Below are 15068 nucleotides of genomic sequence, written 5' to 3' on the forward strand. Positions count from 1 at the left end.
AGATGACAAAAAAGATATACCTACTATTCGTTTTAGTACTGGTTCTTGCAGTACAAGGCATGGCTCAGGAATGGATTGTTCCTGATGAATATAAAAGTGTTGAAAATCCGCTGCCCTATAATCTGACCAATGTACAGAAAGGGAAAGACCTTTACATGAAAAACTGTAAATCGTGTCACGGCGATGTGGGTAAACACAACGGATTGCCCCTGGTACCTCCTCCACCTGATGTTACTTCAGATATTATGCAAGCCAATACTCCGGGTGAGTTGTTCTACCGAATTACGCATGGTCGCGGGGGAATGCCTCAGTTCGAAACAACAATTTCGGAAGACGACCGCTGGCGCCTGGTAAATTTCATCAGAAACTACAATCCTGACGTTGAGCCGGTTTTGGTGGAAGCTCCCCCGAAAAAAGCCAAACTCTTAGCTTCAGTTAACGAGGCCGACAAAAAAGTGGAGATTTTTGCTGAAGTAGAAAATACCGACAAACAATTTGTTGAACTTCCCGAAGCTACTGTGAAAATTTCAGCAAAAAAAGCCTTTGGGAACCTGCCCATCGGCGAAGTACTTACCAATAAAGATGGCCGTGCTGAGTTTGTCGTTCCGGAAACCTTGATTGGCGACGAAAACGGATTGGTAAATATTGTGGTTGAATTGGAAGACAACTTCATTACCGACCAGGTTGTGCTGGATGCGGCAAAAGTTGGTCAGCCGAAACCGCTTCCAAAGCTGATCAGAAAAGAAATTCTTTGGTCGACGAATGAAAATGTTCAATCGTGGTTATTGCTTTCATATCTCGGTGCGGTTGGAGCAGCCTGGTTGTCGATCGCTTATGTGGTATTTCAGATTTTCAAAATCTGGAAAGCGGGTAAAAAATAACGCACGATGAATATCTTTTACTTATTGATAGGAGTAAGTTTACTGGCCGCCCTCATCTTTTTGGGAGCCTTTATCTGGGCTGTGCGTTCGGGGCAGTACGATGATAATGAAACTCCATCGATAAGGATGTTATTCGACGATGACGAAACAGAAGATTCAAACAACGAAGAAAAACAAACGACATAAGATCCAAGATATGGAAAATCAAAAATTTTATTACGACAACAAAATAGTCAAGCTGTTTATCCTGGCTACCCTGGTTTGGGGAGTTGTCGGTATCCTGGTTGGTGTGATTGCTGCCCTGCAATTGGCCTTTCCGATTTTTAACTTCGGATTAGAGTACACCACTTTCGGCCGTCTTCGACCGGTACACACCAATGCCATTATTTTTGCGTTTGTGGGTAATGCTATTTTTGCCGGGGTGTACTACTCCATGCAAAAATTGCTGAAAACACGCATGTTCAGCGATGCGCTGAGTAAGTTCCACTTTTGGGGCTGGCAAACGATCATTGTGCTGGCAGCAGTAACCTTGCTGGCCGGTTTCACAACCGGAAAAGAATATGCCGAGTTGGAATGGCCGATCGATATTCTTATTACACTGGTGTGGGTGGCCTTTGGCTGGAACATGATCGGGACAATAATTGTACGTCGTGTGCAGCACATTTACGCCGCCATTTGGTGGTACCTGGCAACCTTCCTCGGTGTTGCTATTTTGCATGTGGTTAACTCCTTTGAGTTGCCCATTTCGCTGTTCAAAAGTTATTCGATTTACGCCGGGGCACAGGATGCAGTGGTGCAGTGGTGGTACGGTCACAATGCCGTTGCATTTTTCCTTACTACACCATTTCTTGGATTGATGTACTACTACCTTCCCAAAGCTGCAAACCGGCCCATCTATTCGTATAAATTATCCATCATTCACTTCTGGTCGCTCATTTTCCTTTACATGTGGGCAGGCCCGCACCACCTGTTGTACCAGGCTTTACCTGAATGGGCACAGGCACTTGGAGTTACCTTCTCGATCATGCTGATTGCACCAAGTTGGGGTGGAATGATAAACGGATTACTGACCCTGCGTGGAGCCTGGGACAGGGTTCGCGACAGTGCCGCATTAAAGTTCCTTGTGGTTGGTGTTACCGCTTACGGTATGTCGACTTTTGAAGGGCCAATGATGTCGCTTAAAACCGTGAACCAGATCACACACTTTACCGACTGGACCATTGCCCACGTTCATATTGGCGGTATGGGCTGGAACGGCGGTATCATATTTGGAATGCTGTACTGGCTGGTTCCAAAACTGTTTAAATCAAAACTCTTCTCCGAAAAACTGGCCAATATCCATTTCTGGATTTCAACTTTAGCAATTCTGGTTTATGCCATCCCGCTTTACTGGGCAGCAGTTACCCAGTGGCTGATGTGGCGCGAATACACTCCCGAAGGATTTTTGGCTTATCCGAACTTCCTGGAAACACTTACGCAGATCGTTCCGATGTATGCAGTGAGAGTAGTAGCCGGAGTATTGTTCCTTGCCGGATTCCTGATCATGGTATTCAACCTGGCAAAGACTATGGCAGCCGGCAGCTTTGTTAATAACGAAGCATCGGAAGCACCTGCTCTGGTGCCGGCCGGAAGTCGTAATCCGGTTCGCGAAACCATTCACCGCTGGCTGGAAAGAAAAGCCGTTCGATTCTCCATACTTACATTTATTGCCCTGTCGATAGGTGGTGCGGTGGAGATCATCCCGATGATTTTTATTAAATCGAACGTACCAACGCTCGATTCAGTAACACCATATACGCCTCTCGAACTCGAAGGCCGCGATCTGTATGTAAAAGAAGGCTGCTATGTCTGTCACTCGCAAATGGTTCGTCCGTTCCGTTGGGAAACCGACCGCTACGGAGAATACTCAAAAATAGGCGAGTTCGTTTACGATCACCCTTATCAGTGGGGATCGCGCCGAACCGGCCCGGACCTTGCTCGTGCTGGTGTTGTTGGCGGCCCGATGTACAAAAATGCGGCATGGCACTACAACCACTTTATGGATCCGCAAAAAATGAATGAGGCTTCCATCATGCCGAATTATGCATGGTTGGCCGTTAAAAATATCGATCTGAGCCAAACGCCCAAAAAGATCAGGGCAATGCAGAAACTCGGAGTACCTTACGAAGAAGGTTACGACAAAAAAGCAGTAGATGATTTGCTGGCGCAGGCACAGGGCATTTCAGACGACTTGAAAGCATCGGGAATTGAAATCGATCCTAAAAAACAAATGGTGGCAATGATCGCCTACATGCACAAACTGGGTCGCGATATTTCAACCGGTACAGAAGTTCCGGCCGATACAATACAAACTGCTTCTACTGAATTTAAAGAAGTTCAGCTACTGAATAATCCGGAAGACCTGGCGGCTGGCAAACAGCTTTTCCAGAATACCTGCGTGGCATGTCACGGTGCAGATGGCAAGGGAATCGCAACTTTCCCGAACCTCACCGATGAGGAGTGGATTCACGGGAATACTCCCGGTGCTGTCTTCCATCAAATTTCGGAAGGAAATGTGGCTAAAGGAATGGTTCCTTACAAAACCATGTTTACCGAGAAACAGATAACACAACTGACAAGTTATGTCTTAATTACTTTGCAAGATGAAAATAGTAAGTGAAGTATTAACGAGCATTGAGGGCATCCGGATTTTTTACATCATTGGATTGCTGATTTTTGTAGCACTTTTCATTGTCATTTTTATTCGTACCATGCGAATGAAAAATAGCGACATGGAAGAGATAAAGAATTCAATTTTGATGGATGGAGAATCCGAAGAGGTCACAACTTCAAACTAAATTTTAAAGCTATGTCGGAAGAAAAAAAGAACGTAACAGAACACGAAGATCATATTACCGATCACGATTACGATGGAATTAAGGAGTTGGACAACCCGCCTCCACGGTGGATCATGCTGCTTTTTTACGTTACAATTGGATGGTCGATCATTTACGCTGCCTACTTTTTTTGGTTGAAACAAGGAAAGCATCAGGATGAGGAATACGCGTATAAATCGGCACAACACGATGAAAAATACCAGATCGCGTCACTTTCTGCCGACGATCTTGTTGCCTTCACCGATGAAGTGTCGCTGGCAGAAGGCAAACAAATTTATACCGAAATGGCCTGTATGGCATGTCACGGAATGAATGGTGAAGGAAATGCCGTCGGTCCAAACCTGACTGACGACCACTGGATTCACGGCTGCAGCATTTCTGATGTTTTCAACGTTATTAAAAACGGTGAACCGTCGAAAGGGATGACACCGTTTAAGAGCCAGTTGAGTGACGAAAAGATTCAGAAAGTAGCTAGTTATGTAATTAGTCTTGTTGGGTCCAATCCGGCCAATGCGAAAGCACCTCAGGGAGAAGTTTGTAATACCGGAGATAATTCATAAAAGAAAGGGGGCCTCCCCTTTTTTCTGATTAAATTGAACATATGTCGATCGAGGAGTTGACATTCAGAGACCGCCCCATCAACATGAACGAACGCGGTGGACGGAAATGGGTGTACGCCAAAAAACCTTCGGGAAAATGGTGGACCCGCCGAACCATCGTTGCCTGGATCCTGCTGGCATTCTGGATTGGTGTTCCTTTCATAAAAATAAATGGAAATCCGCTGGTTCTCCTCGATATTGCCAATCGCAAATTCATAATTTTTGGCGCCATCTTCTGGGCACAGGATACTTTCATTTTGGCCTTATTGATGTTGTCATTTGTGCTGTTCATCGTTCTGTTCACGGTTACTTACGGCCGCTTATGGTGTGGCTGGACCTGCCCGCAAACCATTTTCCTGGAAATGGTTTTTCGCCGGATTGAATACCTGATTGAAGGGGATTACCGCGAACGCCTTCACCTCGATAACAGTCCGTGGACCGTTAAAAAGATCTTCAAAAAAACACTCAAACACGGCATATTCATTCTCATTTCAGTAGCCATGACCAACGTTTTTCTGATGTGGTTTATCGGCAGCGAACACTGGCTGGAAATGATTCGCGAACCGATCAGTAAAAACCTCGGAGGTTTTGCCATTATGCTGCTGATTTCAGGAGTATTCTACTGGATTTACTCCTTTTTCAGGGAACAGATTTGTACCATGGTTTGCCCCTATGGAAGGATGCAGGGTGTTCTGCTCGATTCGAAATCGATTATGGTGGCTTACGATTACAAGCGTGGCGAACCACGCGGGCCAAGAAGTACAGGCGATTGCATCGATTGTAAACAATGTGTTTCGGTATGCCCTACCGGAATCGACATCAGAAACGGCACCCAGTTGGAATGTGTCAATTGCTCGGCCTGTATCGATCAGTGCAACAAAGTAATGAAGATAACCGGCAAAGCTCCGGGACTCATTCGTTATGCTTCGGAAGCGTCGATAAAGGGAGGACATACAAAAATATGGAATGCACGAAACCGTGCTTACTCGGTTGTTTTGCTTATCATCTTCTCGTTTTTTGTTTACACGCTTGCCAGTCGTCCTGAGATTGAAACGACTATTTTGCGTACTCCGGGATTGCTATACCAGGAACAGGACAGCACTTATTCGAACGTGTACAATATAAAAGTGGTGAACAAAACGCATGAAGAAATGCCGCTTGAACTTAAGATTTTGTCGCACAAGGGAAGAATACAACTGGCAGGAAATAAAATGACTATTAAAGACCAGTCGATGTACGAATCTACCTTCATTTTATACATTCCGAAGGCAGAAATTACAGGCGATAAAACCGAAGTGAAGTTCGGGATTTACAGCAATGGAAAACTAATGGAAACGTATCAAACCACTTTTGTAGGACCGTAGTACAGTTTACAGTCGCAGTGTTCAGTATTCAGTTTAAAGAAAATTAGAAACAGTTGATATGAAGAAGTTTACGTGGGGAACAGGGATTTTTCTTTTTTTGGTGTTGTTTCTGGCAGCATCGGCAGTGTTTATCGTTTTTGCCTCGAAGCAGCAGGTGAATCTGGTACACAAGGATTATTACGAAAAAGGAGTTGATTACTCGGAACAAATGCGGGTGATCGAACGCTCAAAACCATATAATCACTCGATTACCATTAACACCGATAACGACTTTTTAAACGTTGCAATTGCCTCTGAATTAGCAGCAAAAATTGATTCGGGCAGCATGTACCTGTACCGTCCATCCGACAAAGAACAGGACATTACCGCGTCGGTTTCAGCACACAGTTCTTCTGTTCAGTTCAAAAAAGCCGATTTAATTAACGGGCGTTATATCCTCAAGTTTTCGTGGTATACTGATGGTACAAAATACGAAGTCAGCCGCCCTGTAAATGTGCAATAGTTTCGTTATCTTTAGAATCCAATTACTAACTTAAGTTCATTTCATCAGCCATGACCATTTTATTCTCAGCCCTGCTTCTTGGCCTTATGGGAAGTTTTCATTGTGCCGGAATGTGCGGGCCAATTGCCATAGCACTTCCACTTCACGGAAACACCGTTCCACAGAAAATATTTGGAGGCACCCTGTACAACTTCGGCCGAACGATTACCTACGGAATTATGGGAGCCATTTTTGGCTTGCTGGGACAAGGTCTTCAACTCATAGGATTTCAGCAGAAAGTATCGGTGATTATGGGCGCTATCATGATCATTTCGGTGCTCTTCCCTGCCCTGTTTAAAAATCAGTACCGGATGGACAAAAGCTGGTTATCACTTGTTGGCAAACTAAAAAGCACCATCGCGAAAATGTTTGCCATCCGTTCGTTCCAAAGCTTGTTTTTTATTGGCATGCTGAATGGGCTATTGCCTTGCGGCCTGGTTTATATGGCCATTGCCGGAGCAATCGGAACCGGGGGTGTTGTTGAAGGTTCGCTGTATATGATTTTGTTTGGATTTGGTACGATCCCGATGCTGCTGGCCATTTCGCTGGCCGGAAACATATTGAGCCTGACAGTGAGAAAACGCATCAACAAACTTATTCCGGTGCTGGTGGTAATCGTTGGAGTTCTGTTTATACTTCGCGGTCTTAGCCTTGGAATTCCTTATCTTAGCCCGCCAAAAAAAAAGATTGAGCAGAAATTTGAGAAAAGTCTTCAGTCAGAATCAGCTGAATTGCATGAAGAGTCGAAGGGAGATTGTTGCAAGGTAGACTAGATTGCTTCGTCGTTCCTCCTCGCAATGACGAAATCAGGTTAGGACGAGGAGTTAGGCAGGCGGCAGAGCCGCCTGCCTAACTCCCCTTTTTTAAATGTATTGTCATTGCGAGCCGCAGGCGAAGCAATCTCCAGAACTACCTTTAGACATTAAAAGGAGAATGAAACAACAACAAAACAATACATGTGTCCACTGCGGAGCCGATTGCGGAAAAGAGCCCGTGGAATGGAAAAACCTGAACTTTTGTTGCAATGGTTGTCTTACGGTTTATCAGCTCCTGAACGAGAACAAGCTTTACAATTATTACCAGCTTGAAGAAACGCCTGGGATTAAAGTTGAGACCACTGAGTTTGGCAACAAATATGCTTTTCTCGACAACGACGAGGTAAAACAAAAACTCATCTCTTTTACCGAGGGGACCATTTCCAAAGTTCGTTTTTACATCCCCGTAATTCATTGTGCCTCCTGTATCTGGCTGCTTGAGCATTTGCAGAAGCTGCATTCCGGCGTCCGGCATTCCTTTGTCAATTTTACAAAAAAGGAGGTGGATGTAACTTTTGATGAAAGCCAGATTACCTTGCGGCAACTGGTAGAACTGCTTTCTTCCATTCACTATATTCCGGACCTTTCGCAAAGCCTATCAGACAAAAAAGACGACAAGTCGTATAAAACCCTCCTGTACAAGATCGGAGTGGCCGGTTTTGTTTTTGTGAATGTAATGACCTACAGTTTACCGGCATACTTTAATGGCGAACCGCTCAGCGATAAACTGCAGTCACTCTTCAACATTCTTAGTTATGTTCTCGTGATTCCGGTGGCGCTGTACAGTGGAAGCGATTATTATATTTCAGCTTTCAAAAACCTGCTGAAGAAAAACATCAGCATCGATCTGCCGATCGCACTCGGAATCATCGTTTTGTTTGCGGTTACCTCTTACGAAGTGATGTCGGGAATCGGTCCCGGTTACAGCGACAGCCTTTCGGGGTTGATATTTTTTCTGCTGGTTGGAAAGTGGTTTCAAAGCAAAACCTACGAAGCGCTATCGTTTGAACGCAATTACAAATCGTATTTCCCGATTGCCGTTACCAAAATCAATAAGCAAATTGAAGAAAGTATTCTGCTTGAAAAAATTGAAGTGGATGATGTGCTGATCATTCGCAACAAAGAACTGATACCTGCCGATTCGGAACTGATTGAAGGAGATGCCCGGATCGACTACAGTTTTGTTACCGGCGAGTCGACGCCCGTGGTAAAAAACCTTGGCGACTTTATTTACGCCGGTGGCCGGCAAATGGGTGGTATCATAAAAATCAGGGTGAAAAAAGAAGTGAACCAGAGTCATCTCACCAAACTCTGGAACCAGGACACGGTTTACCACAAACCAAGCGATTCGCTAAAAAACCTGTCCGACCGAATCAGCAAATATTTTACACTGATCGTTATTGCCATTGCCATTGGTGGATTTACATACTGGGCATTGAAAGGCGAAACACACACCGCTGTTTTTGTATTTACTGCAGTGCTGATTGTGGCGTGCCCCTGTGCACTGGCGCTTTCCATTCCGTTTACGTTTGGAAACACCATGCGCATTTTTGGCAGAAAAGGTTTGTACATCAAAAACACCGACGTTATCGAAAAGCTGTCGCACATCAATACCATTGTGTTCGACAAAACCGGAACATTAACACAACCCAACCAGAACCAAGTTGATTATATTGGAGAGAAGCTCAGCGACATTGAGAAGGAAGTGGTTTTTTCCCTGGCTAAACAATCCACACATCCGCTTAGTACGGCATTGGCACAAAACTTTAACGGCAGTACCTACCACGCTCCCGAACATGTTGTGGAGGTTGCCGGACGCGGTATTTTCGGGAAAGTAAACAAGCTGGAAGTTCGTATCGGTTCGGAAGAATATGTTTCCAATCAATCATCGGGAAGCAGCCGGCCGTCTTCAACGGTATTTGTGGCCTTCAACGACCAGGTTAAAGGGCATTTTACCATTAGCAACCAGTACCGCAGCGGTCTCGACAAGGTATTGAAATCGTTAAACGGGAACTTTAATCTGTACCTGATTTCGGGCGACAACAGTGCCGAAGCCGATAATCTGAAATCATATTTCGATGCTGAGAACATGCACTTTAACCAAAAGCCGGGCGACAAAGCTGAATTCATAAAAAAACTTCAAAACGAAGGAAAAACAGTGCTGATGACTGGCGACGGATTGAATGATGCCGGCGCGCTGATGCAAAGTGACGTGGCTTTAACAATTGCAGACAAAGCTTACCACTTCTCGCCTGCCAGCGATGCAGTGCTCGAGGCGCAACAATTCAGTAAAATGGCAGGATTTATCCGTTTTACCAGAACATCGCTAAGCATTGTAAAAGTGGCTTTCATTATCTCCTTCTTCTACAACATTATCGGAATTAGTTTTGCCATCACCGGAAACCTTTCGCCGGTGGTCGCGGCCATTTTAATGCCAATATCTTCGGTTTCGGTAGTTGCGTTTGCAACCTTTGTTACACGCTTGGCCGGAAAGGTAAAATTGTAGAAAAGATGTCTTATTTAAACTTGATTTTGAATAAGGCAAACCACCACATTTTCAACAAAAGCAAACCGTGTTTAAACCTTGAAATATTGGTGTCGCCATAAATTCTTTCCTGGTACCTGATTGGCATATCTATAATTTTCAGGTTGAGCTTAAAGGCTCCAAAAAGTAAATCAAAATCGCCAAACGGATCAAAGTCGCCAAAATACGAACGGTTAGCTGCTAACCTCAGGTAATCTTTTCGAAACATCACTTTCGTTCCACATAAAGTATCTTTAATCGGCTGTTCGAGTAACCAGCTAAAAGCTATGCTAAAGAATTTATTCCCAAGCGTATTCAGAAAACGCATGGCATTTTTTTCCATCGGATAAATTAAACGTGTCCCGTTTATAAATCCACCCTGGTTTTGTGCCAGTGCGTAATAGAATTTTGGCAACTGCTCGGGCGGAACAGTCAAATCGGCATCCAGGATCATTAAAATATCGCAGGTAGCAATGTCATATCCGGCCCTTACTGCATCTCCTTTTCCTTTTCCGGGTTGCTGAATCGCTTTTATATCGTGAGTTGTTTCATATTTCTTTTGCATCTCCTGAATCTTTTCCCAGGTATCGTCGGTTGAGTTTCCTTCAACAAAGATGATCTCGATGTGTTTTCCAAATTTTGGTAGACGCAAAATAGCATTTTCAATATTGCCACTTTCATTTCTTGCCGGAATCAATACGGTAATTGAATATTCCTCTTCTATTTTTTCTTTTGACTGTTTAGAAATGGGTTGAGCAAAGGTATATTGATTTAAAGCCAGCAAATTAAACAAGGGCAACCGCGATAAAAACTTATTCAAGAAACCGGATATTAACGGAATGTAATATGGGAAGAGCATGGATGAGTTTTGCTTGTAAACTTCAAAACCTGACAGATAAAGTAGGTTGGCCATGTCTTTTTTCGAGATCCAGCTTTGTTTTGGTCCCTTCTTTTTAATTCCGATGAATTCGGCAAATTTTATGAAGGGTTCCCAACTTGAATTGTAGTAAGTGACAATAATTTTAGTTTCGGCGTGGCAAACCTTATGCAGTTCTTCAAAAACCGACTGAATATCGAGAAGGTAACCCGTCAGGTTTGAAAGGATAATCACATCATATTTTCTGTCGATTTGAATCTGCTCGGCTTCCATACAAATGAATTCGATATCGGGAAACTGAGCCTTTGCCTCCTCAACCATGTTCGCACTAAAATCGATCCCGGTTTTATATTGGCCACTTATCTTATTTAACAATTCTCCCGTGCCACAACCAATCTCCAAAACAGAGGATTCCGGATGAATAAAAAAATCACAATATTCCGTGATGCTATCCCAGTAATAGCTTTTCTTCTTTCGGTACTTAACACGAGTCTTTGCCGCTAAATCGAAGTATGATTTTAGCTGTTCCTTCTTCTTATTGTAAATATCCATAAGTAATTTTGGCTAGTTGTTGCAAAAATTTGAGCCGTAAATGTACAATTTCATATGCATTAATAAAACTATCCACCATAGTTAAACGGCATTACACAATGGGTTGAATAATCATTGTAGCAAATGTGCTAATCCATTTAGAAATCTATTGTTGAAACTTATGCCAAGAAGCATTGGTGAATTATTACAAATTGGCATCAACAAATTTCTAACGGCTAATATAAAAGTTACAATTTATTCTATTTTTGCTGTTCTTAAAGAAACCAGCACAGAATATGCTTTTTAATTCGATCGAATTTGCCATTTTTTTACCGGTGGTTTTTGTGCTATACTGGTTTGTCACCAACAAATCGACAGGCCGGCAAAATGTGTTGTTATTAATTGCCAGCTACTTCTTTTACGGTTGGTGGGATTGGCGCTTCCTATCGCTTATTGCATTTAGTACACTTGTCGATTACCTGGTAGGCATTCAATTGGGTGAATCCGATAACCCCAAAAAAAGAAGGATTTTACTACTGGTCAGCATATTCGTGAACATCGGATTTCTGGCCTATTTCAAATATTTCAACTTCTTCATCGACAGTTTTGCCGAGGCTTTTACTTTAATGGGAAAAAACTTTGCGCCCAACCGACTTAATATTGTTTTACCCGTAGGAATTAGTTTCTATACCTTTCAAACTTTAAGTTACTCCATCGATGTGTACCGAAGAAAAATAGAACCAACCAAAAAACTGATTGATTTTGCCGCTTTTGTCAGCTTCTTCCCACAGTTGGTTGCGGGGCCAATAGAACGGGCATCAAACCTGCTCCCTCAGTTTAGCAAAGAGCGAATTTTCGATCAGGCCAAAGCAACTGATGGAATGAGGCAGATTCTGTGGGGCCTGTTTAAAAAGATCGTAATCGCCGACAATTGTGCCTATTACGTCAATGAAATTTTTTCCAACCCTGACCAGTACTCTGGCAGTACGCTTTTACTGGGTGCCGTTTTATTTGCATTTCAGATTTATGGCGATTTCTCGGGATATTCCGATATTGCAATTGGCACCGCTCGCCTGTTTGGATTTGACCTAATGCGGAATTTTGCTCTTCCCTATTTTTCGAGAGACATTGCAGAATTTTGGAGGCGCTGGCACATTTCGCTGTCTACCTGGTTTCGCGACTACGTGTACATTCCGCTGGGTGGAAGCCGGGGCTCTTTGTGGCAGAAAGTGAGAAATGTATTTATTATATTTCTTGTAAGTGGATTCTGGCATGGCGCCAACTGGACATTCATAGCCTGGGGATTTATCAATGCCTTGTTCTTTATTCCCTTATTATTGGGAAAGCAAAACCGAAAAAATATCGACCAGGTTGCGGCCAACACGATCTTTCCATCACTCAAGGAGCTGCTTCAAATGTTGTTCACTTTTTTTATAACCACTTTAGCCTGGGTATTCTTCAGGGCCGAAAGCATTAAGGATGCGTTCATTTATCTGAAAGGCATTTTCAGCACATCCTTATTTAAACGTCCCGAAATATTCCCTTCCGAAATATTGATCCTCATTACGATTCTTGTCATCATCGAGTGGATTGAGCGTAAAAAGCAACATGCCCTGGAAGTTCAGGTAAAATACCGTTTTACACGACCGGTGCGGTGGTCGCTCTACACTTTAATTATTTTGGTGATCTTTCTTTTTGGAGATTTCGACTCTGGTTACGAATTCATTTACTTTCAATTTTAAACCATGAAAGTATTTATACGGAGATTACTGTATTTTTCAATTTTATTTTTGCTGGTCAACCTGCTGGCCTACCGGTTTATAGCCGAACCACTTTTGTACAAAGGCTATTTTATTCCAAAACGTGAAATGCAAAATTACCGTAGCTTTTTACTTGGCGATTCGCATGCCAAAGCCATCCGGCAAACCGACCTCGATCGATTAAAAATCTTCAACCTGGCTTACGATACTGATTCTTATTTCGATTCGGCCTTAAAACTGAAATACCTGCTGCGGAATCACCTTGCCGACACCGTATACATTTGTGTCGATAACCACACTCTGTCGCAATACCGCGAGGACTGGACAAACAGAAGCCGATCGTTGTACTATTCAACCTACAAGGACTACAACAAGTATTACCCAATCAAACATTTCGATTTTTGGGTGAAAAAAAATATTCTTCCATATTTTCCCCTCTTACAAACCAAAAACTCAAAATTATTCAAAAAGTATCTTATCAGCCGTATACAAAGTGAAGTACCGCGCAACTTCGACAATTTTGATATTTCTACAATTCCCGATGAACAGCTGAAAGCAAGAAGTGTTAAGCGGGTTAAAACACAATTCCCGGATGAGAAACAATCGGAAAAGTTAAACAATACGCTGGAAGAAATGATCGTTATTTGTGCAAAAAATGATGTTGCCGTTTACGGCATAAAATTTCCCTTACCTGCTGAGTTTATCTATGCGATGGGCGATAAATCGTATAAAGCTGATTCGGTGTTTGTGAAACATGATCTGCCTGTGCTCGACTTTACAGATGCATTCCCCGACAGTACACACTTTTTCAGAGATCAGGATCATGTGAATTATAAGGGATCGGAAGTATTAGCGCGAATGTTAAAAGACGAAATTTCAAATTGATAGCTTAAAGATATAGCTACTCGGGAACTTCACTTCTGAAATGGATCATTCCGGCCAGGAATTTCGAGTTTTTATCTAAACGAAACGGAAATTGAGTTGTAATCAGATCAACCTCGTTGTTCCATTCCTCATCGTATTTCAGTTCAACCACGGTTTTAAAGTCCTCGGTAAAAGGCCGGCCAAAATGGTTCCATCCACGCCGCAGGTTATAGAACTCCAGTTTATCGTCGATGGTTACGCGGTACTTTTTATTCCTCGATTCAAAGTAGCTTCGTTCATACGAGTTAAGTAAAACAGGCTGAAGTTTTGCCACCCGCTCACGCACATCATCAGGAAGGTTTCCGTTCGAAAAAAGGTAGTCGATATCCTGAACGGTAAAATTGTTTTTATCAAAATGAAAAGCCGGCATTTTATACGAGCGTTTTGTGCCTACCAATCCCTTTTTTATTTTGAATTCCAATATCGGCGATTCAATAGTTCCGAATACATCGCCATACCATCGCAGGCGACATTTCCAGCGGGTTCCGTGACCAAAAAGATTATCGAAAAAACAATCCAGTCCCGGGGTATCGAAATAAATGTTATTCACGCGCCGGGGTTGGTATACGGAAGAAAAAAATGCCTGGTTTTGCTTAATGACCAACTCGGTGGCCAGGCGCGACATATTGGGCGCAATAAATTTACGCTCGAAACGATAGGTATTTAACTCTGTATAGCCGTTTACCATTCTTAAAATGAGTTGTTATCGACAAATGAAACACGTACTTCACTACTAACTGCTGTCAGCTTGTTTTTAAAATTCTGAAGATCATCCGGATTTTTTATTTCAATCCAAAATGCTGTTTCAATATTATCAGAAGTTTCGTCGTAACGCACCAATTTAGAGGCTTTAAAACTGTTTTTCACTACTTCGTCAACACTTTCAAGAGTGGGTTTTCCTTCACCTGCTCCGCTAACAGTAAGGTAAAGATTTTGCCTGCTTCTTTTCGGAGTACTAAAGTGCCTGATCCAAATAATTCCAAGCAAAACAAAAGCACCAACAATAGTCACCAGTCGCTGATTGGCTCCCATACCCAAACCAATTGAAATTGTAAGAAACAAATAAGCCAGTTCCTCCGGTTCTTTAATGGCCGAACGAAAACGAACAATGGACAGTGCTCCAACCAAACCAAGCGAAAGTGCGAGCGACGATTTTACAATGGAGATGATGAGCATGGTAGTAAATGCCACCAAAAAGAAATTGGCCGCAAAAGTTTTTCGGCCCGATAGGCTTTTTGCACACCGGGTATAGGTAAATTCAAGTACCAGCGAAAGTATTAAAACAATTCCTGTATTGATTAAAAAATCCACGATCGAGATTTGTGAACTCTCGGTGATCAAAAACCGTTGAAACAGATTCCATTTATCCATTTTTA

At 42.8% G+C, this 15068-nt stretch carries 14 protein-coding genes; 11 read left to right on the forward strand and 3 right to left on the reverse strand.

What is annotated here, in order from left to right; translation table 11 throughout:
• Positions 1-2 precede the first annotated feature (2 nt).
• From HFD85_RS11955 to HFD85_RS11995, 9 genes are all read left to right on the forward strand, one after another.
• Complete coding sequence (locus HFD85_RS11955) at positions 3-881, forward strand: c-type cytochrome (RefSeq protein WP_167609792.1); 879 nt, start codon at positions 3-5, stop codon at positions 879-881.
• A gap of 6 nt (positions 882-887) precedes the next feature.
• Positions 888-1067 carry a cbb3-type cytochrome oxidase assembly protein CcoS gene (ccoS, locus tag HFD85_RS11960; protein WP_167609795.1) on the forward strand — a complete coding sequence of 60 codons (180 nt, stop codon included), beginning with the start codon at positions 888-890 and terminating at the stop codon, positions 1065-1067.
• A 10-nt stretch (positions 1068-1077) separates the two neighbouring features.
• On the forward strand, positions 1078-3540 hold the full coding sequence (gene ccoN, locus HFD85_RS11965; RefSeq protein ID WP_167609798.1) for a cytochrome-c oxidase, cbb3-type subunit I: 2463 nt from the start codon (positions 1078-1080) through the stop codon (positions 3538-3540).
• Positions 3524-3718 (forward strand): cbb3-type cytochrome c oxidase subunit 3, encoded by a 195-nt coding sequence (locus HFD85_RS11970; protein ID WP_167609801.1) that lies wholly within the window; start codon positions 3524-3526, stop codon positions 3716-3718. Before ccoN ends, HFD85_RS11970 begins: the two co-directional genes overlap by 17 nt.
• A gap of 11 nt (positions 3719-3729) precedes the next feature.
• Positions 3730-4317 (forward strand): cbb3-type cytochrome c oxidase N-terminal domain-containing protein, encoded by a 588-nt coding sequence (locus tag HFD85_RS11975; protein ID WP_167609804.1) that lies wholly within the window; start codon positions 3730-3732, stop codon positions 4315-4317.
• A 41-nt stretch (positions 4318-4358) separates the two neighbouring features.
• Complete coding sequence (gene ccoG / locus HFD85_RS11980) at positions 4359-5720, forward strand: cytochrome c oxidase accessory protein CcoG (protein WP_167609807.1); 1362 nt, start codon at positions 4359-4361, stop codon at positions 5718-5720.
• Between the two features lie 58 nt (positions 5721-5778).
• Positions 5779-6222 (forward strand): FixH family protein, encoded by a 444-nt coding sequence (locus HFD85_RS11985; RefSeq protein WP_167609810.1) that lies wholly within the window; start codon positions 5779-5781, stop codon positions 6220-6222.
• A 50-nt stretch (positions 6223-6272) separates the two neighbouring features.
• The gene (locus HFD85_RS11990; RefSeq protein WP_206081963.1) at positions 6273-7034 is read left to right on the forward strand and encodes a sulfite exporter TauE/SafE family protein; all 762 of its coding nucleotides are present in this window, start codon (positions 6273-6275) and stop codon (positions 7032-7034) included.
• 160 nt (positions 7035-7194) lie between these two features.
• Complete coding sequence (locus tag HFD85_RS11995; RefSeq protein ID WP_167609813.1) at positions 7195-9582, forward strand: heavy metal translocating P-type ATPase; 2388 nt, start codon at positions 7195-7197, stop codon at positions 9580-9582.
• 10 nt (positions 9583-9592) lie between these two features.
• Here the strand turns inward: HFD85_RS11995 and HFD85_RS12000 are convergent, their stop codons facing one another.
• Entirely contained in the window at positions 9593-11029 is a 1437-nt protein-coding gene (locus HFD85_RS12000; protein ID WP_167609816.1) for a glycosyltransferase, read from the reverse strand.
• 275 nt (positions 11030-11304) lie between these two features.
• Here HFD85_RS12000 and HFD85_RS12005 point away from each other — a divergent pair, with 275 nt between their 5' ends.
• Both HFD85_RS12005 and HFD85_RS12010 read left to right on the forward strand, forming a co-directional pair.
• Positions 11305-12750, forward strand: a complete 1446-nt coding sequence (locus HFD85_RS12005; RefSeq protein ID WP_167609819.1) for an MBOAT family O-acyltransferase — start codon at positions 11305-11307, stop codon at positions 12748-12750.
• A gap of 3 nt (positions 12751-12753) precedes the next feature.
• Positions 12754-13653, forward strand: coding sequence for a hypothetical protein (locus HFD85_RS12010; protein ID WP_167609822.1), 900 nt, complete (start codon positions 12754-12756; stop codon positions 13651-13653).
• A gap of 16 nt (positions 13654-13669) precedes the next feature.
• Here HFD85_RS12010 and HFD85_RS12015 read toward each other — a convergent pair whose 3' ends face one another.
• Both HFD85_RS12015 and HFD85_RS12020 read right to left on the reverse strand, forming a co-directional pair.
• A complete protein-coding gene (locus tag HFD85_RS12015) occupies positions 13670-14380 on the reverse strand; it encodes a VTC domain-containing protein (protein ID WP_167609825.1) in 711 nt (236 codons plus the stop codon).
• 2 nt (positions 14381-14382) lie between these two features.
• Positions 14383-15063, reverse strand: coding sequence for a DUF4956 domain-containing protein (locus tag HFD85_RS12020; protein WP_167609829.1), 681 nt, complete (start codon positions 15061-15063; stop codon positions 14383-14385).
• Positions 15064-15068 lie beyond the last annotated feature (5 nt).

Source organism: Maribellus sediminis (assembly GCF_011799805.1).
GTDB lineage: Bacteria > Bacteroidota > Bacteroidia > Bacteroidales > Prolixibacteraceae > Draconibacterium > Draconibacterium sediminis_A.